This window comes from Streptomyces sp. NBC_01515 (assembly GCF_045040345.1).
In the GTDB taxonomy this organism is placed as follows: domain Bacteria; phylum Actinomycetota; class Actinomycetes; order Streptomycetales; family Streptomycetaceae; genus Streptomyces.
In genome coordinates, this window is sequence record NZ_CP109416.1 from 7110746 (window position 1) to 7136592 (window position 25847).

The following is a 25847-nucleotide window of genomic DNA, read 5'->3' on the forward strand; positions in this document are numbered from 1 at the left end:
GCCTGGCTCACAGGTTTCGATGTGCCCCTGGAGGGCCTCGATGTCGACGTCCTCCCTCTCGGTCGCCGGCGCGCTCGGGTCACGAACGTGACGGACGTACACCCGGGTTCATTCGGAAAGCCCGTGCTCCAGGACATCCATCGCGCGCTCCACCAGGTCCGAGAACTCCCCCTGGTGGCCGGTCTCCGCCCAGTACAGGGTCGCCTCCATCAGGCCGCCGACCAGGGCCATGGCGTAGACCCGGACCTCCAGGCTCTCCGGGTCCCGGCCGGTGCGTTCGGCGATGGCGTGGCAGAGCATGTTGCCGGTGACCGACATGCTCTCCATCATCCGTGAGCGCACGGCCGGGACCTGGACCATGAGGTGGGAGCGGAGGCGGGACGTCTCCTCGTCCTCCTTGAGGCCGTACTGGATGGCCTTGCGCATCACGTACCTCAGGGTGATCATCCAGGGTTCGTCGGCGGGGCGGGCCCGCAGCTCCTCCAGGATGATCGGGTCGAACTCGTCCGTGATGACGATGTCTTCCTTGGTGGGGAAGTAGCGGAAGACGGTCGACGGCGACACCTCGGCGCGCTCGGCGATCTGCTCGATCGTGGTCGCGTCGTAGCCCTGCTCCTTGACCAGTGCGTACGTCGCGGTGCGGATCGCCTCGCGGGTCTTGATCTTCTTGCGCTCGCGGAGCCCCAGTTGGGGGCGGTCGGCGGGGCTGAAGGGGGAGGGTGTCGCCGTCATGGTGTTCATTGTCCGGCATCCGCCAGAGCGATGGCCACGGCTGTGGCCGGGTCTTCCTCGGCCTCCTCCTTCTTGGTGGGCGCTGCCGGTGTATTCGGCAGGAATGCCGCGGACAGCAGGGCGGTGGCGAGGGCCGCGACGCCGCACACCAGCAGGACCAGGCCCATGCCGTGGACGTAGGCGCTGTTCGCCGAGGAGATGAGGTCCGCCGAGCCCGTCTTCTGCGCGACCAGGTGTGCCGCTACGACGGACTCCCCGGCCGTGTCGGCCGCCTTCGCGGGCAGGCCGGTGACGTCGAGGCGGTCGCGGAAGGTGCTCGCGAGCAGGCTGCCCAGCAGGGCGATGCCGATCGCGGCGCCGACCTGGCGCATGGTCATCAGGAGCCCGGCGCCGCTGCCGGCCCGGTCGCGGGGCAGCGCGCCCAGCGCGCCGTCCATCGCGGGGACGATCGAGAAGCCGAAGCCGAACCCGGTGATGGACAGCCACAGCGCGGTGAAGCCGTAGCCGGAGTCGACGGTCGTACGGCTGCCGAGGATCGCGGCGAAGGCCAGGACCACCAGTCCGGCGCAGACCACCGCGCGGGAGCCGAACCGGCCGACGAGCGGTTGCGCGGCCCGGGCCGCGACGATCAGGCCGCCCATCATGGGCAGCAGCCGGACGCCGGTGCCGAGCGCGTCGTTGCCGAGCACCGCCTGGAGGTACTGCGGCAGCACGAACAGCAGGCCGGACAGGACGAACATCACGAGGGTCGCCGCGAGTGAGCTGAAGAGGAAGCCGCGGTGCCTGAGCAGGGTCATGTCGAGCATGGGGCGTTCCATGCGCCGCTCGCGCAGCACGAGCGCGGCGATGAGGATCGCGGATCCGACGAGCATGCCCACGATCAGCGGGTCGCCCCAACCGCGGCTGGGCGCCTCGATGATCGCGTAGATGAGGGCGCCGAGGCCGGCCGCCGTGAACGCGGTGGAGAGGGCGTCGACCCTGGGCGAGGCGGGGTCCTTGGTCTCGGGCAGCAGGAAGACGCAGGCCGCTATGCCGATCGCGGCCATCGGGATGTTGACCAGGAAGACCGAGCCCCACCAGAAGTGGTTGAGCAGCCAGCCGCCGATGATCGGGCCGAGCGGCAGCCCGAGCGACGAGGCCGCGGAGATGATGCCGACGGCCTTGGTGCGCTCGTCGGGGCCGAAGAGGGAGGGCAGCACGGACAGGGCGAGCGGGGTGACCAGGGCCGCGCCGACGCCCATCACCGTGCGGGCCGCGATGACCCAGTTGACGTCGCCGGCCAGGGCGCCCGCCACGGAACCGGCGAGGAAGATGCCGAGCCCCACGATCAGCATGCGGCGCCGTCCGAAGCGGTCGCCGAGCAGTCCCGCCGGGAGCATCAGCGCGGCGAAGACGATGACGTAGGAGTCCGCCATCCACTGCTGCTGGCCGGTGGTGGCGCCCAGCTCACCGGCCATCGTGGGCAGGGCCACGTTGAGGATCGTCGTGTCGAAGCCGAGCGTGAGCATGCTCGCGACCAGGGCCCCGAGGGCCCACCAGCGGCGCGGGTCGCGTCGCACGTCGTTGGATTGAGTGACAGTAGCCATGAAATGAGAGTAGCTCTCAAAAGGTGGTGGATGTCAACAGAGATATACTGTCAGGAAGTGGAACCGGACATGAGAAATGGCCACGGCTCGAAAGCCGTGGCCATGAAGGGGAGGTGTCCCGGGTGGATGTCTCAGGTGCTACCCGTGCTGGTACGCCACCAGGGAGATCCCCACGTAGTGCACCAGGAACGCCGCCACCGTGAGGGAGTGGAAGACCTCGTGGAAACCGAACCAGCGCGGTGACGGATTCGGGCGCTTGATGCCGTAGATCACGCCCCCCGCGCTGTAGAGCAGTCCGCCGACGACCACCAGGACCAGGACGGCGATGCCGCCCGTGCGCATGAAGTCGGGCAGGAAGAAGACGGCCGCCCAGCCCATCGCGATGTAGCAGGGGGTGTAGAGCCAGCGCGGTGCGCCGACCCAGAAGACGCGGAAGGCGATGCCGGCCGCCGCCGCGCCCCAGATGCTCCACAGCAGCCACTCGCCCTTGGCGCCCGGCAGCAGCAGCATCGTCAGGGGCGTGTACGTGCCCGCGATGATCAGGAAGATGTTGGCGTGGTCGAGTCTGCGCAGGATGCCGTCCATGCGCGGGCTCCAGTCGCCCCGGTGGTACAGCGCGCTGACCCCGAAGAGCAGACAGGCCGTCAGGGCGAAGATCCCGCAGGCGATACGGGCCCGGGGTGTGTCGGCGAGAGCGGTGAGCACCAGGCCGGAGACGAGGACGGCCGGGAACATTCCCAGGTGCAGCCAGCCGCGCAGCTTCGGTTTCACGTGGTCGGGAATCGAGAGCGCGGAGGGACCGTGGCCGTCTGTCGGCGTGTCCGTGGGCGCGTCGGGGACGGACGCAGTCATGCGCGCAATCGTACCTACGGAACCGTAAGTTACGTGTCAGTGCGGCGAGATGAGGGGTCGGAAGTGGCCACTCTCTCATGCGTGGCCGACGCCCGGGTACCTGGGGTGAAGCGGTGGTGACGCACGGAAAACATCTCGATGAGTGGCTGATGAGTGGCGATCCTCACGTCGCTCGTATGTGAGGCCCTCTGGACATATGGGCGCGTGCGTCGGATGATCAAATGAGTGCGGTCGGCACCGGATGAGCGCCAAGATCGACCATCGTGAAGCATCCGGGTCGCGGCCCCCACGGGGCAACAAGGACAAAATCCCTCATCATAGGAGCAATCGTGGCGCGCGACATCGCGGCTCCCCCCGTCATCCCAACCGAACACAAGGAACTGATCTCGTGGGTCAACGAGATCGTCGAACTGACGCAGCCGGACAGCGTGGTCTGGTGTGACGGATCCGAAGCGGAGTACGAGCGGCTCAGCGAGGAGCTCGTCCAAAAGGGCACCTTCAAGAAGCTCGACCCGATCAAGCGCCCCAACTCGTACTACGCCGCCTCCGACCCGACCGATGTCGCCCGGGTCGAGGACAGGACGTTCATCTGCTCCGAGCAGGAGCAGGACGCGGGACCGACCAACCACTGGAAGGCTCCCGCTGAGATGCGGGACATCTTCGCGGGAGACAAGGGCATCTTCCGCGGCTCCATGAAGGGCCGGACGATGTACGTCGTCCCGTTCTGCATGGGCCCCCTCGGTTCGGACCTCTCCGCGATCGGCGTCGAGATCACCGACTCCGCCTATGTCGCCGTCTCCATGCGCACCATGACCCGCATGGGACAGCCCGTCCTCGACGAACTCGGTACCGACGGCTTCTTCGTGCGTGCTGTGCACACGCTCGGAGCACCGCTGGCCGAGGGCGAGGCGGACGTGCCGTGGCCGTGCAACTCCACCAAGTACATCTCGCACTTCCCCGAGAGCCGCGAGATCTGGTCCTACGGCTCCGGCTACGGCGGCAACGCGCTGCTGGGCAAGAAGTGCTACGCCCTGCGCATCGCCTCCGTGATGGCGCGGGACGAGGGCTGGCTCGCCGAGCACATGCTCATCCTGAAGCTGACCCCGCCGCAGGGAGAGTCCAAGTACGTGGCGGCGGCCTTCCCTTCGGCCTGCGGCAAGACCAACCTCGCCATGCTGGAGCCCACCATCTCCGGCTGGACCGTCGAGACGATCGGTGACGACATCGCCTGGATGCGGTTCGGGGAGGACGGCCGGCTCTACGCGATCAACCCCGAGGCCGGTTTCTTCGGCGTCGCGCCCGGCACCGGCGAGCACACCAACGCCAACGCGATGAAGACGCTGTGGGGCAACTCCGTCTTCACCAACGTGGCGTTGACCGACGACAACGACATCTGGTGGGAGGGTATGACGGAGGAGACCCCGGCCCACCTCACGGACTGGAAGGGCAACTCCTGGACGCCGGAGTCCGGTTCGCCCGCCGCCCACCCCAACGCCCGCTTCACCGTGCCCGCTTCGCAGTGCCCGATCATCGCGCCCGAGTGGGAGGACCCCAAGGGCGTGCCGATCTCGGCGATCCTGTTCGGCGGCCGACGCGCCTCGGCCGTACCGCTGGTGACGGAGTCCTTCGACTGGAACCACGGCGTCTTCCTCGGCGCCAACGTGGCCTCCGAGAAGACCGCCGCCGCCGAGGGCAAGGTCGGCGAACTGCGCCGCGACCCCTTCGCCATGCTGCCGTTCTGCGGCTACAACATGGGTGACTACATGGGCCACTGGGTCGATGTGGCCAAGGGCCGGGACCAGGCGACGCTGCCGAAGATCTACTACGTGAACTGGTTCCGCAAGAACGACGCGGGCAAGTTCGTGTGGCCCGGCTTCGGCGAGAACAGCCGGGTCCTGAAGTGGATCGTGGACCGCCTCAACGGCCGCGCCGAGGGCGTCGAGACCCCGATCGGCGTGCTGCCGGCCAAGGGCGCCCTCGACACCAAGGGGCTCCAACTCTCCGAGTCCGACCTGGACTTCCTGCTCACCGTCGACAAGGACGTGTGGCGCGAGGAGGCCGCCCTGGTCCCCGACCACCTCAACACCTTCGGCGACCACACGCCGAAGGAGCTGTGGGACGAGTACCGCGCGCTGGTGGAGCGCCTCGGCTAGATCCCGCCGAAGACTCCGCGGCCGGCCGCCGATTCTGCCCTGACCAGCAATGTCGTCACAGGCCGGCCGCGGTGGCAGTACGACGGGCAGGGCCCCGCACAACGGCGTGCGGGGCCCTGCCCGTTGCCCTTACACCACCGGGACACCGCCGCGTAGTCATGCCTCCCATTTCACGCATCTCCCCTGCCCAAGACGGGATTTCGGGAGACACTCGGGACAACCTGCAACGAACCCCGAAGTGAGGTGAGCGGGGTGCGCACACCGGTCAGCGATCCCCTGAGCGTGGGGCCGTACCGGATCACCGGGCGGCTCGGCTCCGGCGGGATGGGCTGGGTGTATCTCGGCCGTTCGCCCGCCGGGCGCGAGGTGGCGGTGAAGGTCGTACGGCCCGAACTGGCCGCGGAGCGCGAGTTCCGCGAGCGCTTCGCCCGCGAGGTCGCCGCCGCCCGGCTGGTCAGCGGCGCCTACACGGCGGCCGTCGTCGACGCGGACACCGAGGCCGAACTCCCTTGGCTGGCAACGATGTACGTGCCCGGGCCGTCCCTCGCCGAGGCCGTCAGGTCGGACGGGCCGCTGCCCGAGGCGCAGGTCCGCAGGCTCGGCGCGTTCCTCGTCGAGGCGTTGCAGGCGATCCACGCGGCCAACCTGGTCCACCGCGACCTCAAACCGGCCAACGTGCTGCTCGCCTCGGACGGCCCCCGCGTCATCGACTTCGGCATCTCCCGCGTCGAGGGCGCCCCGAGCCTCACCCAGGCCGGGATCGTGGTCGGCACCCCGCCCTTCATGTCCCCGGAGCAGATGACGGCCGGTCAGATCGGTCCGCCCAGCGATGTGTTCTCCCTCGGCGGCGTCCTGGTGTACGCGCTGACCGGCCGCCCGCCGTTCGGCGCGGGGGAGGCGGTGAGCCTGCGGGTCGTGCACCGCCCACCCGAACTGGACGGCGTACCAACGGGCATACGGCCGTTGCTCGCCCGGTGTCTGGCGAAGCGGCCCGAGGACCGGCCCCAACTGTCCACGCTGCTGGACGAGTTGCTGGCGCAGCCGCGCCCCGCGACCTGGCCGCCGCCCGCCGTGGCCCGCACGATCGAGGTCCGCCGTAGTGAGCTGGCGGCCCGGCGCGGGGGCGGCACCAGCCTGCCGGTGCCGTCCTGTCTGCTGCTGCACGCGCAGGCCCTGCTGGACGCGGGCCTCACCGACGACATGATCACGCGGGCGGTGGCCCGTGGCGACGCCTGAGGCCTCCCTCCCGCCCGGCCGGGACTACGACATCGCCTCGTCCTGGCGGCAGTTGACGCACACCTGGGGCGCGCGCCGCAATTACCACGTCGAGAGCGATGTCGATTCCGTCTCCCTGCAATTCGATCTAGAGGCGTCGGGGCGCACGCTCACCGTGCGATTCATGACCACGAAAAGACTCCTCGTCGCCTTTGTCACCGACGGTCATTCTCTGCGCAAGGATCAATTGGCGATCGCCGCCGCCGCGTCGAACGCGTGGAACACCGAACAGCTGAATCCCATGCTCTCGGTGTGGGACGTGCGCGGACCGAGACCGTGCCTCGCCGGGGTCTGCGACCTCCCGCTGACCTGCCGGATCTCGCAGGCCGATTTCGATGTTCTGGCCAGTGATTGGGTGGAACGGGCGCGACAGATGTTCACCCGTTGTCATCAGGTTTTCCAGCTGTAGAAGTGAATTGAGCATTCTCAGTCAACCCCTTTCGGCCACCCGCCTGTTGGCTCCACTATGGGCGCCAACGGGGGGTCGTCATGAGACATACGTTGTTCACTGTCCTACTGTTCGGCTTGTTGATCGCGGTGATTCCGGCGGGTCCGGCTGCCGCGGCCGGCGCGGACTGCGGCAAGAACTTTCCGACGCGGCTGGGCTGTTGGCAGGACGCGCTGGACGACGGGGCCGTGGTCACGGTCACGCTGAACAAGCCCCTGGGCTTCGACGCCGGCCAGAAGGGCAGCGGGGCCGCCGTCCGCCGGAACCTCAAGAACCTTCGGGTCCGGGTGCCGGCCGGCGTCCACACCGGCCAGGGCGGCACCGCGCTGCTCGTCCTGGCCGGCCACGCACTCGTCGACCGGGACGCCCGGATCGACCGGCTGGACGACAGGACACTGGCCGAACTCCCCGCCTGCGACGGCGACTTGTGCAAGGCGCTCAAGAAGTCCTCACTCACCGGCGGCCAACTGATCGACAAGAAGGTGGGCGTCGCCGAACTCGGCGGACACAAGTCCACGGACCACACACGCGTCCTGCTCCTCGCCCTGACCGCCGTACTCCTCCTCCTGCTCCTCGCCCTCCTCCTCGCCGTCCGCCGCTCCCGCACCCCGGCCGCGGCGGGCGCGACGGAGGCCCGCTCCGAGGAGACCGGCGCCGAGACCACCGCCCGACTGCGGCCCGTCCCGCCCGCCCCGGCCCCTTCCTCCTACGGCCGCCAGGTCGGCCCCCGCCCCGGCCCGTCCCGAACAGCCGTCGTCCGTACGGCACTTCACCCGCAGGGCTACGTCGAACTCGACCACGTCCTGTACCGCGCGGTGTGGGCCGAACCGGACCGGACGCCGCCCGTGCCCGGCGCGTACGTCGAGGTCACCGACGCCCACGAAGCCGACTCCGACGTCCTGTACGCCTTCCCGCCCGCCGCCCGGCACCACGCGCGCGGCGGTTCGTGACCCCCGTACCACCCGTACTCCCGTACCACCCGGTCGACCAGGAGACGCTCATGCACAGCGAATACCCGCCCACGATGCCGGCGGAGTACGCCGACATCGAGTTCGAGAACAACGCGCAACGGCTGCCGCTCGTGCTGTGTCTCGACACGTCGAGTTCCATGGCGGGCGCGCCGATCCAGACGCTCAACGACGCGCTCGCCGAGTGGACCCGGGAACTCCACGACGACGTCTCCCTCAGCTACAGCGTCGAGGTCGCCGTGATCACCTTCGGCGGCCGGGGCGTCGGCGCCTGGCGCGGGCCCCAACTTCTCGACCCCCAAGCCAGGTTGAGCCCCTTCGTGCCGGCGCACGCCTTCCAGGCACCCCGGTTCACCGCGTCCGGGGTGACCCTGATGACGGAGGCCTTGGAGCTGGCCATGCATGTCGTCGCGGCCCGCAAGGCGGAGCTGCGCGCCTCCGGGCTCCAGTACTACCGACCGCAGATCTGCCTGGTCACCGACGGCCTCCCCACCGACGCCACCGGCCATATGACCGACTCTTGGCACCGGCTGCTGCCCGTCCTCGCCGACGAGCAACAGGCCCGCCGTTTCCGGCTGTACGCGATCGGCGTCGGCGGTATCACCGACCGCGGCGAGCAGGTGCTCCAGGCCTTCGCGCCGAAGTTCAACGCGCGCATCCAGGGCTTCCCGTTCCGCGAGCTGCTGCAGATGATGTCGGCCAGCGCGAACGCCGAGCAGAAGGGCGCGGGCGACGAGGTCTTCGAGAAGATCTTCAGCCAGTTCAAGACGCAGCGCCCGGCCTGGGAGAGCTGAGCGGTGGCCGAATCGCCCTGGCGCATCCACGGCCTGAGCGTCGAGGGCTACCGGCACCGCCGTACCGGCACGCCCTGCCAGGACGCCTGCACCTACACGGCCTCCGCGTCCGTGTCCGTCCTCGCCGTCGCGGACGGCGCGGGCAGCCGCCCGCACTCCGACCAAGGGGCCCTGCACGCCGTCGAGTTGGCGGCCGAGCACTTCCGGCGCCGGGCAGCCGCCGCGTCCGGCTGCCCGCCGGGCGAGGAGGTCCACGAGCTGCTCGCGGACGCCTTCCACGACGTGGCCAAGATCTTCCTGGACACCTACGGCAGCACGGCCCCCGACTACGCCACGACCCTCACCGTCGTCGTCCTCACCCCTGGCTGGCTGGGCCATCTCAGCGTCGGCGACGGCTTCGTCGTGGTCCGTGCCGGAACGGAGGACGGGGAACGGCAGTTCCACCTCCTCCCGCAGCCGCCCGCCGTCAGCGAGTACAGCAACGAGACCGTCTTCCTCACCTCGCCCGACGCACCCCGCCGACTGCGCACCGACTGCGTGGCGGACCCGCGCGTCGACGGCGTCCTCCTCTCCACCGACGGCCTCACGCAGGCAGCCCTGTCCCTCTCCGGCGGCGGCCCGCCGCAGCCCAACACCTCCTTCGTGGAAGCGGTGTTGGGCTCCCTCGACACCCCGGGACCGGTGACCGACAAAGCGCACGAGAGCCTCGCCGCCCTCCTCAGGTCGGACCGGCTCACCAGCCTCAACGCCGACGACAAGACCCTGCTGCGGGCCGTGCGCGCGGTGACGCCATGACCGGCCGCACGGTCCACCTGGACGGCAAGCCCGTCACCCTCGCCGAACTCCCGCTCAAGGGCGGCGGACAGGCCGCCGTCTTCCCGGTGGAGGGCGACGACACGATCGTCGTCAAGCTCTACCGCGACCGCCCCGGGCCCGACTTGGAGCGCCGCCTGGCCCGCATGCTCACGATGTCCCCCCTGGCCGCCCGCCCCACGGACGCCAACCAGCCCCCCGAACTGGCCTGGCCCACCGCCATGGCCCGTAGCCCCGAGGGCGAGTTCCTCGGCTACGCCATGCGCCGCTTCGGCGAACCCCAACACGTCCAGCTGGTAGGCCTGTTCACCCGCGTCCAGCGCCTCCGCCTCTTCGGCGACCGCGCGGACTGGCGCTTCCTGCTCGGCGTCGCCTGGAACCTCGCCTTCATGACGGCCCGCATGCACTACGACCAGCTCGTCATCGGCGACTTCTCCAGCAGCAACGTCGTCGTGGACGCCAACGGCTTCGTCACGTTCCTCGACTGCGACTCCATCGCCTTCACCGACCCGGTCACCGCCGAGCCCTTCCCCTGCCTGATGCACACCACCGACTACTCCTCACCGGAACGCCAGTCGGGCGCCGCGGCCACCGAGGAGAGCGACAACTTCGCGCTGGCGGTGCTCATTTACCAGCTCCTCACCGCCGGCAACCACCCCTTCGGCGGCGTCCCGCACGACAGCACCCCCGAGTCCACGGTCAAGGACAACATCGCCGCGAGCGTCTCCTACGTCGTCCGCCCCGAGGCGGTCGTCATCCCGCGCGGCACCGTCGACCCCTCGGTCCTCCCGCCCGGCCTCCTCACCCTGGCCCACACGGCGTTCGGCGCGGGCGTCCACGCCCCGTCCGCCCGCCCCACCCCGGAAGTCTGGCTACGCGCCCTCGACCAGGAACGCTCCCGCGTCCAGATCTGCCCGCAACGCCCCCTGCACTCCTACGGCTCCCACCTCCCGACCTGCCCGTGGTGCACGCGGGCGGCGGTGACGGGACACGACGTGTTCAACGTGCCGGTACGGCCCACGGTCCCGGCGCCTCCCGCAGCCCCACCGGTGCGGGAGCACCGATTCGGCCTTCTGAAAGTGCTCGGCGTACTGCTCCTGGTCGTCCTGGTCCTGATCGTGCTGGGTCACCTGTCCTGAGCACGCCCGCGCTCCTCCAGGAACCGGGTGTGCGTCTCCTGCCGCCGCTCCTCGGCCTCGCGAAGGGCCCGCGCCAGCCCCCGCGCCTCCTCCTGAAGCACCGTCAACTGCCGTTCCAGGTGCCGCTCAGGGGGTTCGGCGCCCGGCGCCAACCGCGTCCACCACCGCGTCCGTACGAACGTGTCGACCGCCTCCGGCACGTCCTGCCGGATCGCCCGCGACATGATGTGCACGCCCTCCGGATCCTGCGCGAGGTCATGCGTGACCTGCGGATCGAGGAGCCCGGCGAGGAGCTGGTTCAGCTCGGTGAGCCGACCGGCCGCGGCGGGCGGCAGTTCGACGTCCGCCAGATAGCCGCCGAGCTTCTCGAAGTCGTCCCGCAGTTCCTCCAGTTGGGCCGAGGGGTCCGGGAAGTCGGGCAGCGGCGGCAGCTCCGGCGGGGCGATCAACGCACCCGCGCCGTACAGACCGACGACCACGACCGGCCAGTACGGCCCCGCCACACCCACGAACGTCAGCACCAGCCCGACGAGCCCGCACGCGCTGCCGGTGAGGTTCTTGCGGGACTCCAAGTAGCCCAGGAATCTACTGGTAGCCACGGATCTCCTCGAAGGCGCCGTCCAGCGAGCCCTGTTGGGCGTCGAAGAGCCGGCCGCCGGTCAGGTCGGCGATGTGCTGGAGCTCCGCCTTGTCCGAGTCGCCGAAGAGGATGGGGAAGACGGGGATGTCTCGCTGAGCGGCGGGGAGTTGGCCGTAGAAGCCGTCGAAGTCCTTGGCCTTGGCGCCGGTTGTGTTCTCGCCGTCCGTCATCAGCACGATCGAGGTGAACGTGTCGCCGCCGGTGCCGAGATGCTCGTACGCCTTCTCCAGCGAGGTGTAGATCGCGGTGTTGCCGGCGGCGCCGAGCGCCTTGGTGTCCGCGCGGATGGCGTCGAGCCCGGCCTGCGGATCGCTCGGGCTCACCACATGCGTCCTGACGCTCTTCACGGCCGACCCGAACGGCATCAGCGTGACCTCCTCGCGCTGCCGGAAGTCCCCGGTGAGATCGGTGAGGGCCTTCTTCAGCCGGGACAGCCGGTCGCCGTCCATCGAGCCCGAGGTGTCGAGCACGTATACCGTCCGCGAGGGTCGGCGCAGCTTGTTCTCGTACGAGTCGAGGAGGCCATCGGCGACGGACCGGCTGCCGGGGAACGGGAGTTCACGCCGTCGGCTGGTGTCCAGGCCCGACGCGGGCGGTACGGAGGGGACGACCGGGCGGCGGTGCGTGCGGGTGGTGATGAGCCGCTGGAGGGCGTCCGTGCGCAGGTCCGCCGTCACGCGCCGGACGTTCTCGCGGGTCGTGGCGTCCGTCGAGGCGAGGGAGGTCAACGGGTAGTCGGCGGTGACGACTCCGTCGCTCGGGCGGATCACCGTCAGCCCCGGGATGCCCTTGAGGACGGACTCGTAGTTGAGCAACGCGTCCACGTTTCCCCGGCGTTGGTAGGCGGTCGCCAGCCAGCCCGACGAACCCGACGTCAGCTTCTGCCCCTTGAAGAACTCCTTCAGCCGGGGAGTCGCCTTCGTGACGTCCGCGTCGGTGAGCGCCGACTGGGCGCCGGAGAGGGCGGAGGCGACCGAGATGAGGGTCGAGAAACCGGAGTTGGAGCGGGCCGGGTCCGTCATGCCGTAGGTCAACCTGCCGTCCTGGACGGCCTGTTCGATCTGCGACCAGGTGACCTTGTCGGGCGTCCAGCCCAGTGCCGTGACGGTGGCCGTCCTCACACCGATCGCGACCGGGCTGGACATGATCGGGGTCTCGGACACGACCTTCTTCGCCGCGTCGGGCCGTAGCCGCAGATAGTCGTTCGACGACAGCCACAGGGCGTCGTACCGCCCGTCGACCTTGCCCTTCGCCAGCAGGTCCACCGCGTCGAGGGTGCCCATGTAGGTGGGGCGGATCGTGACGCCGGTGTCCTTGCGGACCTGGGCGAACACCGGCGCCATGTCGCTGAGTTCACTGGAGGCGAGGACGCGGAGGGTCCCGGGGCGGGGCGCGTTGTCGGTCTCGGCCTTCGTGTCAGGTGCCGCCGACGTGCACGCGGTGAGCAGCGCGGCCGTACCGAGGGCGAGCGCGAGGAGACGTCTCATCCGAGCCCACCCTCCAGCGCGCTCCGCGACCGGCTCCGCTCCAAGTACGTGTTGGCGTTCTGGAGTTCGGACGTCAGGGACTCCACGGTCGCCGCCATCACCTCGGTCGCCTGGACCTTGTAGGTGTCGATGGCGTCGAGCGTGCGGTAGATCTGCTGGAAGGCCGTGCGGAGGGTCTCCGCGCCCACCGCCGGGTCGGCCGCGATGCGCTGGATCTCGCCGCTCTGCGTGGAGAGCATCTCGGCGTTGCCCCGGATGAGGTCCTCGGTCGTGCCGCGCAGGGCGTTGACCTGGTCGACGACCTTGCGCTGGTTGTCGAGCGCGGAGGCGAGCATGACCGAGATGCGAAGGGCGGAGACGGTCGTGGTGGCCGCCCGGTCGACACCCTTGATCAGCTCGTCGTTGTTGCGCCGTACGACGTCCATCGCCAAGTAGCCCTGCGCGCACACCGCGAGCTGGGTCAGCAGGTCCTGGTGCTTCTGCCGGACCGGGAAGAGGACGTCCGCGCGCAGGGTGTCGGCCTGGCTCGGATCGGCGGCCTCGACGCCGGTGATGTGCTGCTCGACGGCCGTGTCGAGGGCCTGGGTGAGGACCACGTACTCCTGCAACTTGCCCATGGTCTCCCAGAGGCGGACCCGCTCGGTCTGCAACGCGGCGTTGTCACGCCGGAGTTCGTCCTGGCCACCGCGGAGAGAGCCCACGATCTTGTTGAGAGTCCCCTGCGCGGAGGCGTACTTGGCGACGTGGTCGCGCAGCTTGTTGCCGCCGGGGAGCCGGGACAGGAACTTCCGACCCTTGGAGGCGGACAGCTCACGCGGGTCCAAGTCCTCGACCACACGCCGGAGTTCGACGAGCGAACCGGCGACCTGCGACTGCGCGTCCCCGCCCTTCGACGGCAGGCTCCGCACGGTCCGCTCCAGCATCCGGTTGGACTGCGCGGTGGCGGTCCGCATCTCACCGGCGCCGAGCGCGCTGATCTCCCCGACCTTGCCCGCGAATTCGGGCGAGCGGGCATCTAGGGAGGCGAGCCCGTCGACATAGGCGGCGGCCTTCTGGGCGATGTCCGTACGGACGCTCTCGTCCACGGGCACAAGCCCGCCGGCCCTCTCCTTCGGCACCGGCGCGACGGCCTCCGGCGGGGTGAGGGTGAAGACGTCGTCCCCGCTCTGGGTGTGCTGACTGCTGTTCTGGCTGGTGTTGGAACTGCCGCTCATGTGGTTCCCCCCGTTCAACCGCGCGCCCGGCGCGCCATGTCGTGCAGCACCGTCGAGGTGGGCACGGGCGCCTGCCGGACGCCGGTCAGCGTCTGGTTGAGGTAGCTGGAGTGGGCGGCGGTGGCCGCGACGAACTCGGCGGTGTCCCCCTGCGGCCGGAACCCGTGCCGTACGGCGAGCTTGCGCAACACCGGGTCGCTGCTGAGGAGTTGACCGAGTTCACGGCCCTCCGGAGTGAGCGGCACGACGGTGTGGTCGCTGTTGGCCGTGGTGTCCGGGTAGAGCATCACGAGGTCGCCGACCGGTTGCTTGTCGAGGAGCAGCGAGGCCACCTGCGACTCGTACACGAGGACCAGTGGATTGCCGGCGCCGCTGATGAAGTCCCTGAACGGCGCGTCGGAGCTGGACTGTTGAGCCCCCTGCACGCTGATCAGCTTGTGCATGAGCGGCGCGGTGCGATTCACGTCGGCGCTACTGGCCGCCACCCGACCGCCGTTGGCGACGTAGGAGGCGGCGGCGAGGTACAGAGCACCCGAGTTGGAGGTCTCGGGGTCGGTGGTGGCGATGTAGAGGGTGCCGGTCAACTCCCCATGTCTGTCAGCCCCCTTGAGCTGCTGCCAGGTCAGATCCCGCTGGGCGGCATCGAGATAGGCGCCCATCTTCAACGTGCCGCGATCCTTGCCGATGTCCAGCGTGGCGAGCCCGTTGTCCGCGAGGACCTGGGCGGCGCTGCGGTGGGCCACGACGACGAGCGGCGAGTAGAAGGGCCGCGGCAACGGCTGCTGCACCTTGTACTTGGCGGCGAGCGCGTCGGCCGGCGCCTGACTGGACGGGAAGGCGAAGTCGTACCCCTTGAGGTTGAGCCCCTCCATGGCCCAGGACCCGGAGGTCTCCGTCCGCACGGTGAAGCCCTTGGCGGCGAGAGCCTTCACCACATCGGGATCGGCGAAGAAGTCCGCCTTCTCCGAACCGATCACACCACGCACGGTCTTCGTTGCCGTGCCCTTGTCCCCGTTGTCCCGGCCCGCTACGACGGCTGCCACCACGCCACCGATCAGCAACACCGCGAGGACGATTCCCGCGATACGTCTCACGAGGGGCAGCGTGCTCGCGGAACCCAACATTCCCCGAGGAAAGGGATGAACGGGAGGTGTCGGCCGGGTCCCGGATCAACACGGTTCAGAGGAGCGCCCCTTTAGGGGCGCGGGGCTGTATCGATATGCGGCTCCGCCGCGCGGGCGCGACCAGCCACAACGGGGGCGCACTCGCAAGCGCACAGAACCCCCACGGCGGTTAGGCGACCACAGTCACCGCATGCGCGTCCATCCGCTCGGCAGACAGAATCGCCGCCGCGGTATCCGCCCGCGACGCCGCAACAACCAACGCCCGCCCGGCAAGCGCATGAGCCTTCAGGTGCAGGGCGTCCAAACGGGACGTAGAAGCGGCCGCAGACGACGCCCGGCTGGGCGAGGCCCCACGCAACCGCGTCAACTGCCCGGCGAGCCTCTCCGCAGCCACGTCCAACTCGTCGGAAGGCTCCAGCGCCCGCAGTTCATCGGTCACCGCAAGCAGTGCGGCGAGGTGCCCCGCAAGCTGAATGTCCAGCTCCTCCTCCCGCGACCGGTGCGGAAAGTCGGAGGAAGGGGTGCGGGCCACCGTGCTGTGGACCGACTTCGTGCGGATCGGCTCGTACATGGCATGGTCTCCTGTGCTCAGACAGGAAACCATCCTAGCTTAGATCTCGTCTAAAGTTGTGCTGGCTGAAAAAATGGCCGGAAGAAGGCTGACCGGGGAGGTTTACGGCTGGCTGTACCCGTCCAGGAAGTTCCCGATCCGCGTCACCGCGTCCCGCAGATCCCCGACCGACGGCAGCGTCACGACCCGGAAGTGATCGGGCTCGGACCAGTTGAACCCGGTCCCGTGGACGACCATGATCTTCTCCTGGCGCAACAGGTCGAGCACCATCTGCCGGTCGTCCTTGACCTTGAACACCTGCGGATCGAGCCGGGGGAACAGGTACAGCGCCCCCTTCGGCTTCACGCAGGTCACACCCGGAATCTGGGTCAGCAGCTCGTACGCCACATCCCGCTGCTCCTTCAACCGCCCACCCGGCAGCACCAGATCGTTGATGGTCTGCCGCCCACTGAGCGCGGCGACCACCCCGTGCTGCCCCGGCATGTTCGCGCAGAGCCGCATGTTCGCCAGGATCGTCAGACCCTCGATGTAGGAGTCGGCGTGCGCGCGCGGCCCCGAGATCGACATCCACCCGACGCGGTATCCGGCCACCCGGTACGCCTTCGACATCCCGTTGAAGGTGAGGGTGAGCAGGTCCGGGGCGACCTTCGAGGTCGGGGTGTGCGTGGCGCCGTCGTAGAGGATCTTGTCGTAGATCTCGTCGGAGCAGACGAGCAGGTTGTGGCGGCGGGCGATGTCGGTGAGGCCCTTGACCATCTCCTCGTCGTACACCGCGCCGGTCGGGTTGTTCGGGTTGATGATGACGATCGCCTTGGTGCGGTCGCTGACCTTGCGCTCGACGTCGGCGAGGTCGGGCATCCAGTCGGACTGCTCGTCGCAGCGGTAGTGCACGGCGGTCCCGCCGGAGAGCGAGACGGCGGCGGTCCACAGCGGGTAGTCCGGCGACGGTACGAGGACCTCGTCGCCGTCGTCGAGCAGCCCCTGCATCGCCATGACGATCAGCTCGGAGACGCCGTTGCCGATGAAGACGTGTTCCACGTCCGTCTCGATGCCCAGGGTCTGGTTGTGCATGACGACCGCGCGGCGGGCCGCCAGCAGCCCCTTCGCGTCGCCGTACCCGTGCGCCGACGACACGTTCCGGAGGATGTCCTCCAGGATCTCGGGCGGGCACTCGAACCCGAAGGCCGCCGGATTCCCGGTGTTCAGCTTCAGGATGCGGTGGCCTGCCGCCTCCAGACGCATCGCCTCTTCGAGAACCGGGCCCCGGATCTCGTAACAGACGTTGGAGAGCTTGGTCGACTGGATCACCTGCATGTCGGTGAGCTTACGGCGCGGTAACGGGACTTGGCTCGTGCTTTCCGCCACATGAGACGCGCCGCGAACGGCCGGAAACCGATCCTTGCCCCCTCCCCTCTCAACGATCACAATGCCCATGACAAAAAGACGGCGGCCGGAAGATCTCCGGTCGTCTCGTCATAAGAGGGGACCCCCACATGAACAAGCCTCTCCTTGCCGCGCTCTCCACCCTGGCCATCGCCGGGGCGGGCGTGGCACCCGCGGTCGCCGCACCCCGGGTGGCACCGAAGGCCGCCGCGGTGACCGTCGACTTCGCCGGTACCGTCTCGCTCAGCAACTGCTCCGGCTCGGTCATCCGCTTCCCGAACTCGACCGACACCTCGCCGGCCCTCGTGCTGACCAACGGCCACTGCCTGGAGACCGGGTTCCCGGCGGCCGGCCAGGTCATCACCGGGCAGTCCTCCAGCCGTACCTTCGGGCTGCTGAACTCGGCCGGCACCAAGGTCGCCACACTCCGCGCCAACCAGGTCGTCTACTCGACGATGACCGACACGGACGTGACGATCTACCGCACGACCACGACGTACGCGGCGATCAAGAGCGCGTACAACATCAGCCCGCTCACCGTGAGCGCCACGCACCCGACCGCCGGCACCGCGATCAAGGTCGTCTCCGGGTACTGGAAGACGATCTACAGCTGCAGCATCGACGGGTTCGTGTACCGGCTGAAGGAGGGCTCCTGGACCTGGAAGGACTCCGTCCGCTACACCTCCGCCTGCAACACCATCGGCGGCACCTCCGGCTCCCCGGTCATCGACACCAGCACCGGCCAGGTCGTCGCCGTCAACAACACGGGCAACGAGGACGGCGAGACCTGCACCCTCGACAACCCGTGCGAGGTCGACGAGAACGGCACGGTGACGGTCCGCGAGGGCATCAACTACGCCGAGGAGACCTACAACATCCCGGCCTGCTTCACCTCGGCCAATGTGCTCGCCCTCAGCGCGACCGGCTGCACGCTGCCCAAGCCGTAGATCACAAGCGGGAGTTGGCGTTCCGTCGCACGGGACTGCGACGGACCGACCGCCCCGCCAGTACGTCCGTCCGCCGGCCGTCCTCGATCACGAAGCGGCCGTCGATCAGTACGTGGGGGATGCCGGTCGGCAGCTTCCGCGGTTCCTCGAAGGTCGAACCCGCCGCCACCGTGTGCGGATTGAAGAGGACCAGGTCCGCGCGGTAGCCCTCCTTGACCAGGCCCCGGTCCGGCAGGCGCAGCCGCGCCGCCGGGCGTGACGTCAGGTGTGCCACGCACTCCTCCAGGGACAGGAGCCCCAACTCCCTTACGTAATGGCCGAGATAGCGCGGGAACGTGCCGTACGCCCGCGGATGCGGCTTCGCGCCCTGGAGGATGCCGTCCGAGCCGCCGGTGTGGACGCGGTGCCGCATGATCTGCCGGACGTTCTCCTCGTGGCCCACGTGCTGGAGGATCGACGGGGCGAGCCGGTCGGAGAGGAGCAGGTGGCGGGCCGTTGCCCAGTTGTCGAGGCGGCGGCCTACGTACTCCGCCAGCGCGGGGTCGGTGACCCCCGCGATCTCGATCGTGTCCCACTCCATCGGCACCCCGTGGCAGCCGTCCGAGCCGATCACCTCCAGGTGGTGGCGGATACGGTCGGCGGTGTCGTCGTCCGCCAGCCGCCTCAGGATCTGCTCCGGGCCGCCCTCGCTCGCCCAACTCGGCAGCATGGCCACGAGAGTTGTGCAGCCGGGGGTGTAGGGGTAGGTGTCGAGGCTGATGTCCGCGCCGGTCGCCAGGGCCTCGTCGAGGAGGGACAGGAGCTCCGGTGCGCGGCCCTCGTTCACGCCGAAGTTCATGGTGGCGTGGGCCAGATGGAGGGAGCAGCCCGCCTCGCGGCTCAGTTCCACCATCTCCGCGTAGGCCTCCAGCGCGCCCGCGCCGTACGAGCGGTGGTGGGGGCAGTAGTAGCCGTCGTAGGACGCCACCACCCGGCAGAGTGCGGTGAGTTCGGCGTCCTTGGCGTACATGCCGGGGGTGTAGGTGAGCCCGGACGACATGCCGACCGCGCCCTGTTCCATGCCCTCGGCGACCAACTGCCGCATCCGGTCCAGCTCTTGGGGTGTCGCCTCCCGGTCCTCCCAGCCGACCGCGAGCATCCGGACCGTGCCCTGCGGGATCAAGTAGGCCGCGTTGACCGCGATGCCCCGGCCCTCGAAAGCGGAGTCCAGCCGGTCCAGGTACTCGCCCACCGAACGCCAGTCGAAGTCGATGTCGTCGCCGTACCCGTTCCACCCGGTGATCGCCCGGCGCACCTCGGCCAGCGTGCGGTCGTCGACGGGGGCGTACGACAGCCCGTCCTGGCCGATGACTTCGAGGGTCACCCCCTGCGCGGCCTTGGCGCTGTGGTCCGGGTCGCGGAGCAGGGCGAGGTCGCTGTGGGCGTGCATGTCGATGAAGCCGGGGGAGAGGACCAGGCCCTCCGCGTCCAACTCCCGGCGCGCCTTGGGGCGTTGGCAGCCCGCCGCCGCGGCCTCCTGCACGATCGAGACGATCCTGCCGCCGTCCACGACCACATCGGCGCGGTACGACGGTCCACCGCCGCCGTCGACGACGTCCGCGTCCCGGATGACCAGCTCTTCCATGCCCATGCCTCCAGCGGGGTCCGACACGGCCTCTAGAAGAACGTACGGATGTAGTCGACGACCGTCCCGTCCGCCTCCGCCACCGGGATCAACTGCCACTTGTCGAAGGACGTGCAGGGGTGGGACAGACCCATCCCGATCCAGTCGCCCACCTCAAGATCCGCCTCCGGGGCCGTCCGCAGCCAGGCGTGCTGGTCGGACAGGCCGGTCACCTCGACGCCGGTCGCCGGGCGCTCGGTGCCGTCGCGGCGGACGACCTGGGCGACGGGGAGGTCGAGGTCGTAGGCCGCGTCCCGCTTGCCCGCGTTGGCGAAGGCCTGCTCGGGGGAGGGGCGGGAGACGATCTGCGCCCAGAGCCGGAACGCGGGCTCCAGGGCGCCCTCTTCGGGGATACGGGTGAAGGGGGTGATCTCGCGGTAGTGGCCGTCGTCGTGCGAGACGTACGCACCCGAGCGCAGCAACTTCAGCGCGGGGAGCGAGAGTTCGGGCAGCTCGGCGAAGACGTCGGCCACCGCGTCGAACCACGCGCTGCCACCCGCGCTGACCACGATCTCGTCGAGCCCGGATCCCGAGAAGCGTCCGTCCTTGTCGAAGTCCACGGCGAGCGCGGTCAGTTGACGCAGCCATGCGTGCACCCGCTCCGGATCGGCCTGCGGCACCTCGCCCTCGTAGCCGGCGACCCCGACCAGCCGCAGAGTCCCTACGGCGGCCACCGCGTCCGCGACCGCCGCGCACTCCGCCTCCGTGCGCACGCCGGTGCGGGCGCCCTCGCCCGCGGCCAGTTCGACCACGACGTCCAGCGGGCGGGCGGCGCCGCGCAGGGCCGCGTCCATCAACTCGACGCCGCGCACGGAGTCGACGTAGCAGATGAAGCGGAAGTCGCTGTCGGCGTCCAGTTGGGAGGAGATCCACTTCAGGGCGGCCGGGTCGACCAGTTCGTTGGCCAGGAAGATGCCGCCGATCCCGAACTCCCTTGCCACGCGCACCTGGTGGGGGACCGCGAGGGTGATGCCCCAGGCGCCGTGGGCCAGTTGGCGGTGGAAGAGCTGGGGGGCCATGGAGGTCTTGCCGTGCGGGGCGAAGGCGAGGCCGTGGCGGGTCGCGTAGGTCTCCATGAGGCGGAGGTTGTGGTCCAGGCGCTCGGCGGAGAGGGCGAGGACCGGGGTGGTGAAGCCGCCGGTGAAGAGATTGCGGCGCTGGGCCGCCAGCTCGGCGACCGTGAGGCCGTCCGCGTCCGGGGGGAGGCCCTTGAAACGGTGGTCGACGCGTTCCCCGGCGAGCCGGGTGAGCGCTTCGGTACCGGAGTCGCGGACCATGGGGCCTCCCTGAGCTGGAGTGTTGCAATCCCTGCAACCTTCATTGCGTATATCGCTTACCGCTGTCTAACATCTCGCCCAACACCGGGTCAACGGAGCCGCCGCCCCGGCGCACCGGACGAGGAGCCATCACCATCGTGACCGCCGACGGACAGTCCACCGCCGCCCGTGACGTCGTGGACGTCGTAGCGCTGGGCGAGTCCATGGTCACGTTCCTACCCAGCCGACCCGGCCGCCTCGCCGACGTGCCGTCCTTCGATCGCGCCATCGGTGGCGCCGAGTCGAATGTCGCCTGCGTGCTGGCCGCCGCCGGGCACTCGGTGCGGTGGGTCAGCCGGGTGGGGGCGGACGGCTTCGGTGATCATCTCGTCGAGACCATCGGCGGGTACGGCGTGGACGTGTCCGCCGTACGGCGTGATCCCGCGCGGCCGACCGGTATCTACTTCCGCACCGCCGGGGACCGGGCCACCGACGCGCACGAGGTGGCGTACTACCGGGCCGGGTCCGCCGCCTCCGCGATGGCCGCCGGGAACGTCGACCTGAACGCCGTACGGGGCGGGCGGGTGCTGCATCTGTCCGGGATCACCCCGATGCTGTCCGAGGGCTGTCTCGGTCTGGTGCGGGAGCTGACCGCCATCCGCGCCGGCCGTCCGCTGATCTCGTTCGACGTCAACCACCGTCCCGCGCTGGGGCGTTCGGCCGACGGGCCGAGCGTGCTGCTGGAGCTGGCGCGCGGCGCGGACCTCGTGTTCGTCGGGGAGGACGAGGCCGCCGAGGTCTGGGGGCTGGTCGGGGCCGATGCCGTACGGGACGCGTTCCCCGACCCCGAGACGCTCGTCGTCAAACAGGGCGGGCGCGGGGCCACCGTCTTCCACCGGGGCGACGCCACCTTCGTGCCCGCGCCGCACGTCGACGTCGTGGCCGCGGTCGGCGCGGGGGACGCCTTCGCCGCCGGGTTCCTCTCGGCGACCCTGCGGGGACTTCCCGTACGGGACCGGCTCCGGCACGGGCATCTCACGGCCGCCGCCGCCCTCACCGTGCCCGGCGACCTCGCCGCGCCGCCGGTCCGCGACCACGCCGACCGGCTGGTCGCCCTGGACGAGCGGGCGTGGGGGAGACTTCGACTCGGCCCCGGCTGGACCGACGCCGCCGACTGGGCCGACGAGGAGGTACGCACACCATGAGTCAGACCGTCGACCGCGCGCTCAGCATCCTGCCGTTGCTCGCCGAGGGCCCCGCCGACCTCGGCCAGGTCGCCGAGCGTCTCGACGTCCACAAGTCGACGGCCCTGCGCCTCCTGCGCACCCTGCACGAACACGGCCTGGTCTACCGCCAGTCCGACCAGCGCTACCGCCTCGGCGCCCGCCTGATCGCCCTCGCCCAGGAGGCGATGGAGAACCTCGACATCCGCGAGATCGCCCACCCCCATCTCGCCCGGCTGAACGAGCAGTGCGGTCATACCGTCCACCTCGCGGTGTACGAGGAGAACGAGGTCCTCTACATCGACAAGGTGGAGAGCCGCTACCCGGTGCGCATGTACTCACGGATCGGCAAGCCCGTCGCCATCACGGTCGCGGGCGTGGCGAAGCTGCTGCTGGCCGACCTGCCGGAGGGCGAGCGCCGGGTGCTCGCCGACAAGCTCGAATACCCCATGTACACGGCCCGCTCCACCCCCAACGCCCCTGCTTTCCTGCGGGAGTTGGAGAAGGTACGGGAACAGGGCTGGGCCACCGACCTCGGCGGCCACGAAGAGTCCATCAACTGCGTCGCCGCGCCGATCCGGGGCGCCGACGGACGGGTGGCCGCCGCGATGTCGGTCTCCGCGCCCAACGTCGTCGTCACCGCCGACGAACTCCTCACCCTGCTTCCACTGGTCCGTCGTACGGCGGACGCCATCAGTGGTGAGTACTCCGGCAGAACAACAACCAGGGATACCGAATGACCGACAAGATCGCGCTCACCCCCAAGACCCACACCACCCCGCCGGCCAAGTTCTCGCACGGCGTCCGCAAGGGGAACATCCTCCAGGTCGCGGGCCAGGTCGGCTTCCTCCCCGCCGAGGAGGGCAGGCCGCCGACACCGGCCGGGACGACCCTGCGCGAGCAGACCCTCCAGACCCTCGCCAACGTCCGGGCGATCCTGGAGGAGGGCGGCGCGAGCTGGGAGGACGCGGTGATGATCCGCGTCTATCTGACGGACGTGGACCACTTCGCCGAGATGAACGCGATCTACAACGAGTACTTCGAGGAGCAGGAGTTGAAGGCTCCTCCCGCCGCGCGCACGACGGTCTACGTCGGCCTGCCCGCCGGGCTGCTCATCGAGATCGACGCGCTGGCCGTCCTGGGCTAGCACCGGGTTAGTACCGCTCCAACTCCCGCACACCGTACGACGGTTCGGCACCCCGATGGGTGCCGCGCCGCGATCCCCCCTGCCCGGCTGTGCCCTCTGGGGGACATCCCCCAGACCCCCGGACCCATGCTCTTACGACGACAACGAGGACCCCCACATGTCCCTACCGCTCGCCGCCACCGCCCCCGCGACACCACCCCACACCGGAGGCCTGCTCCTCCTGCTCGACGGCACAGCAGGCCTGTTGACGGTCGCCGCCCTCGGGATCGCGCTCCTCCTCTTCCTGATCATCAAGGTCAGACTCCAGCCCTTCGTGGCCCTCCTCGCCGTCTCCATAACCGTCGGCCTGCTCTCCGGCCTCTCGGTCACCGAACTCTTCGGCACGGTCCAGCGCTCCGACGCCGTCTCCACCATCGAGTCCGGCATGGGCGGCATCCTCGGCCATGTCGCGATCATCATCGGCCTGGGCACGATGCTCGGCGCGATCCTCGAAGTCAGCGGCGGCGCCGAGGTGTTGGCGTCCCGGCTGCTGAATCTGTTCGGCGAGAAGCGGGCCCCGCTCGCCATGGGTCTGACCGGCCTGATCTTCGGCATCCCGGTCTTCTTCGACGTCGGCATCTTCGTCCTCGCGCCGATCGTGTACGCCGCCGCCAAGCGCGGCGGCAAGTCGATCCTGCTGTACTGCCTGCCCCTGCTCGCGGGCCTGTCGATGACCCACGCGTTCCTGCCGCCGCACCCCGGCCCGGTGGCCGCGGCCGGCCTGCTCCACGTCCAGCTCGGCTGGGTCATCCTCATGGGCGTCGTCTGCGGCATCCCCGCCGTGCTCGCCGCGTGGGCCTACGCCGCCTGGGTCGGCAAGCGGATCTTCGTCGCCGTACCGCAGGACATGGTCGAGGCGGCGGCCGAGGCGAAGCAGGCGGTCATCGACGAACAGCGGGAGTCCGGCGTCGTACCGCAGGAGAAGCCGGTGTCGCTGGGCACGGTTCTCGCGATCATCGGTACGCCTCTCGTCCTGATCCTCGCGGCCACCTTCTCCTCGATCGCCTTCGACCCGTCGACCGGCCGCTCGGTGGTGGAGTTCTTCGGCAGCCCCTTCGTCGCCCTGACGATCGCGCTCCTTCTCGCGTACTACCTCCTGGGTCTGAGGCGCGGCTGGTCCCGCAAGTCCCTGGAGACCGTCTCCACCGCGTCCCTCAAGCCGGTCGGCAACATCCTGCTCGTCGTCGGCGCCGGCGGGATCTTCGGCGCCGTCCTCAAGGCGAGCGGGGTCGCGCAGGCCCTCTCGGACACGTTCCACGACGTAGGCCTGCCGGTGCTCGTGCTGTCGTACCTGATCTCGCTGGTACTACGGGTCGCACAGGGTTCGGCGACGGTCGCGATCGTCACGACGGCGGGCATCGTGGCCCCGCTGCTGGCCGAGGGCGACCACTCGCAGGCGTTCGTCGCGCTGGTCATCATGGCGATCTCGGCGGGGTCGATCTTCGCCTCGCACGTCAACGACGGCGGCTTCTGGATGGTGGCGAAGTACTTCGGGATCAGCGAGCGGGACACGCTGAAGACCTGGACCGTGCTGGAGTCGGTGCTGTCGGTCGCGGGGTTCGCTGTGGCCGCTGTGCTCAGTGTGTTCGTGTAAGCCGCTTGTAGGCGTCTGATAACAAAGTTGGGGCTGGCTGTGCCCGACACAGGATCGTCGACCATACTTCGCGCTGTGGAGCAGCGCATAGGTTCGAGCAGCCAGCCCCTGGAGGGCGCCGGATTCGACCCGGCCTTCGTCCCCGGGCTCACCGCACCCGCCGTGTCCTCCGACCAGCCGGAGGACAAGAAGCCGCGGGACGCGGAGCCGGAGGACGCGAAGGCCGAGAAGCCGGCGGCACCGGAGGAACCGAACGAGTCGGAAGGGCGGGAAGGGCCCGACGGCGAGGAGTCGCCGGTCGCGAAGGTCGACGTCACGAAGGCCGACGCGGACAAGGCCGTTGCCGAGGACGACGACGGTGACGCCGACGCGGATGAGGATGAGGACGGCGAGGAGTCGTCCTCGGGCGGTCCGGTCTTCGAGGCGTCCGACCGTCGCGCGGAGATCGTCGCGGACGAGAAGGGCGTACGACTGCGCCTGGACGACCAGAACTGCGAGTTCCGCTGGGACGAGATCGGCGCCATAGAGACCGAGTCCCCGCGCTTCGGCAAGCGGTTCACCATCACGGTGCACACGCCTGACCGCCGTTGGTACCCGATCGAGATCGAGGCGGCGGCCCGGAGCAGGTTCGCCGAGTGGGAGACGCGGCTGGACGCGGTCCTCGACGCGTACTTCGACGAGGGTGACGACGGAGAGGACGAGGCCGACGGCTCCGAAGAGGTGGACGAGGCGGCACTCGCCGCGGCGGAGGCAGAGGTCCGCGAGGACTGAGTTCTGTTTTCAGTCCGGCGCCGGACCA

The 25847-nt window shown here is 69.7% G+C and carries 24 protein-coding genes; 13 read left to right on the plus strand and 11 right to left on the minus strand.

The genetic code is table 11. The annotated features are described in order from the left end of the window. Positions 1-108: 108 nt before the first annotated feature. From OG407_RS32390 to trhA, 3 genes are all read right to left on the minus strand, one after another. Positions 109-741: a TetR/AcrR family transcriptional regulator gene (locus OG407_RS32390; protein ID WP_403583699.1), complete on the minus strand. Its 633-nt coding sequence runs from the start codon at positions 739-741 to the stop codon at positions 109-111. Next, positions 738-2318: a DHA2 family efflux MFS transporter permease subunit gene (locus tag OG407_RS32395; protein ID WP_405863091.1), complete on the minus strand. Its 1581-nt coding sequence runs from the start codon at positions 2316-2318 to the stop codon at positions 738-740. Before OG407_RS32395 ends, OG407_RS32390 begins: the two co-directional genes overlap by 4 nt. A gap of 138 nt (positions 2319-2456) precedes the next feature. Then, positions 2457-3170 (minus strand): PAQR family membrane homeostasis protein TrhA, encoded by a 714-nt coding sequence (gene trhA, locus OG407_RS32400; RefSeq protein WP_405863092.1) that lies wholly within the window; start codon positions 3168-3170, stop codon positions 2457-2459. 329 nt (positions 3171-3499) lie between these two features. Here trhA and OG407_RS32405 point away from each other — a divergent pair, with 329 nt between their 5' ends. The 7 genes from OG407_RS32405 to OG407_RS32435 all read left to right on the plus strand — a co-directional run bounded on the left by OG407_RS32405 (position 3500) and on the right by OG407_RS32435 (position 10760). Next, positions 3500-5323 (plus strand): phosphoenolpyruvate carboxykinase (GTP), encoded by a 1824-nt coding sequence (locus tag OG407_RS32405; RefSeq protein WP_405863093.1) that lies wholly within the window; start codon positions 3500-3502, stop codon positions 5321-5323. Positions 5324-5575: 252 nt separating this feature from the next. Continuing rightward, positions 5576-6559 carry a serine/threonine-protein kinase gene (locus OG407_RS32410; protein WP_405863094.1) on the plus strand — a complete coding sequence of 328 codons (984 nt, stop codon included), beginning with the start codon at positions 5576-5578 and terminating at the stop codon, positions 6557-6559. Then, entirely contained in the window at positions 6546-7007 is a 462-nt protein-coding gene (locus tag OG407_RS32415; protein WP_403583713.1) for a hypothetical protein, read from the plus strand. Before OG407_RS32410 ends, OG407_RS32415 begins: the two co-directional genes overlap by 14 nt. 92 nt (positions 7008-7099) lie before the next feature. Continuing rightward, positions 7100-7996, plus strand: a complete 897-nt coding sequence (locus OG407_RS32420) for a hypothetical protein (RefSeq protein ID WP_405863095.1) — start codon at positions 7100-7102, stop codon at positions 7994-7996. 50 nt (positions 7997-8046) lie between these two features. Continuing rightward, positions 8047-8808, plus strand: coding sequence for a VWA domain-containing protein (locus OG407_RS32425; protein ID WP_403583717.1), 762 nt, complete (start codon positions 8047-8049; stop codon positions 8806-8808). 3 nt (positions 8809-8811) lie between these two features. Next, positions 8812-9603, plus strand: a complete 792-nt coding sequence (locus OG407_RS32430; protein WP_328679595.1) for a PP2C family serine/threonine-protein phosphatase — start codon at positions 8812-8814, stop codon at positions 9601-9603. Beyond that, a complete protein-coding gene (locus OG407_RS32435) occupies positions 9600-10760 on the plus strand; it encodes a hypothetical protein (protein ID WP_405863096.1) in 1161 nt (386 codons plus the stop codon). The genes OG407_RS32430 and OG407_RS32435 overlap by 4 nt, the downstream gene beginning before the upstream one ends. Here the strand turns inward: OG407_RS32435 and OG407_RS32440 are convergent. From OG407_RS32440 to OG407_RS32465, 6 genes are all read right to left on the minus strand, one after another. Then, the gene (locus OG407_RS32440) at positions 10748-11359 is read right to left on the minus strand and encodes a hypothetical protein (RefSeq protein WP_405863097.1); all 612 of its coding nucleotides are present in this window, start codon (positions 11357-11359) and stop codon (positions 10748-10750) included. The two genes, OG407_RS32435 and OG407_RS32440, sit on opposite strands and share 13 nt — an antisense overlap. Beyond that, entirely contained in the window at positions 11346-12887 is a 1542-nt protein-coding gene (locus tag OG407_RS32445; RefSeq protein WP_405863098.1) for a substrate-binding domain-containing protein, read from the minus strand. Before OG407_RS32445 ends, OG407_RS32440 begins: the two co-directional genes overlap by 14 nt. After that, positions 12884-14101 carry a toxic anion resistance protein gene (locus OG407_RS32450; RefSeq protein WP_405863099.1) on the minus strand — a complete coding sequence of 406 codons (1218 nt, stop codon included), beginning with the start codon at positions 14099-14101 and terminating at the stop codon, positions 12884-12886. The genes OG407_RS32445 and OG407_RS32450 overlap by 4 nt, the downstream gene beginning before the upstream one ends. A gap of 14 nt (positions 14102-14115) precedes the next feature. Next, entirely contained in the window at positions 14116-15195 is a 1080-nt protein-coding gene (locus OG407_RS32455; protein ID WP_405863100.1) for a hypothetical protein, read from the minus strand. Positions 15196-15394: 199 nt separating this feature from the next. Next, positions 15395-15796: a hypothetical protein gene (locus OG407_RS32460; RefSeq protein WP_405863101.1), complete on the minus strand. Its 402-nt coding sequence runs from the start codon at positions 15794-15796 to the stop codon at positions 15395-15397. Between the two features lie 102 nt (positions 15797-15898). Beyond that, positions 15899-17110, minus strand: coding sequence for a pyridoxal phosphate-dependent aminotransferase (locus OG407_RS32465; protein WP_405863102.1), 1212 nt, complete (start codon positions 17108-17110; stop codon positions 15899-15901). Positions 17111-17289: 179 nt separating this feature from the next. On the opposite strand from OG407_RS32465, the gene OG407_RS32470 reads away from it, so the two are divergent. Then, a complete protein-coding gene (locus OG407_RS32470; RefSeq protein ID WP_405863103.1) occupies positions 17290-18126 on the plus strand; it encodes a trypsin-like serine peptidase in 837 nt (278 codons plus the stop codon). Between the two features lies 1 nt (position 18127). Here the strand turns inward: OG407_RS32470 and OG407_RS32475 are convergent, their stop codons facing one another. Further along, a complete protein-coding gene (locus tag OG407_RS32475; RefSeq protein WP_405863104.1) occupies positions 18128-19750 on the minus strand; it encodes an amidohydrolase family protein in 1623 nt (540 codons plus the stop codon). 32 nt (positions 19751-19782) lie between these two features. Then, positions 19783-21066 carry an amino acid deaminase gene (locus OG407_RS32480; RefSeq protein ID WP_405863105.1) on the minus strand — a complete coding sequence of 428 codons (1284 nt, stop codon included), beginning with the start codon at positions 21064-21066 and terminating at the stop codon, positions 19783-19785. A 137-nt stretch (positions 21067-21203) separates the two neighbouring features. Here OG407_RS32480 and OG407_RS32485 point away from each other — a divergent pair, with 137 nt between their 5' ends. The 5 genes from OG407_RS32485 to OG407_RS32505 all read left to right on the plus strand — a co-directional run bounded on the left by OG407_RS32485 (position 21204) and on the right by OG407_RS32505 (position 25819). Next, entirely contained in the window at positions 21204-22250 is a 1047-nt protein-coding gene (locus tag OG407_RS32485; protein WP_405863106.1) for a sugar kinase, read from the plus strand. After that, positions 22247-23008 carry an IclR family transcriptional regulator gene (locus OG407_RS32490; protein WP_327401632.1) on the plus strand — a complete coding sequence of 254 codons (762 nt, stop codon included), beginning with the start codon at positions 22247-22249 and terminating at the stop codon, positions 23006-23008. Before OG407_RS32485 ends, OG407_RS32490 begins: the two co-directional genes overlap by 4 nt. After that, positions 23005-23415, plus strand: a complete 411-nt coding sequence (locus OG407_RS32495; RefSeq protein ID WP_405863107.1) for a RidA family protein — start codon at positions 23005-23007, stop codon at positions 23413-23415. The genes OG407_RS32490 and OG407_RS32495 overlap by 4 nt, the downstream gene beginning before the upstream one ends. A 157-nt stretch (positions 23416-23572) precedes the next feature. Continuing rightward, on the plus strand, positions 23573-25048 hold the full coding sequence (locus OG407_RS32500; protein WP_405863108.1) for a GntP family permease: 1476 nt from the start codon (positions 23573-23575) through the stop codon (positions 25046-25048). Positions 25049-25123: 75 nt separating this feature from the next. Next, complete coding sequence (locus OG407_RS32505) at positions 25124-25819, plus strand: hypothetical protein (protein WP_405863109.1); 696 nt, start codon at positions 25124-25126, stop codon at positions 25817-25819. Positions 25820-25847: the final 28 nt, after the last annotated feature.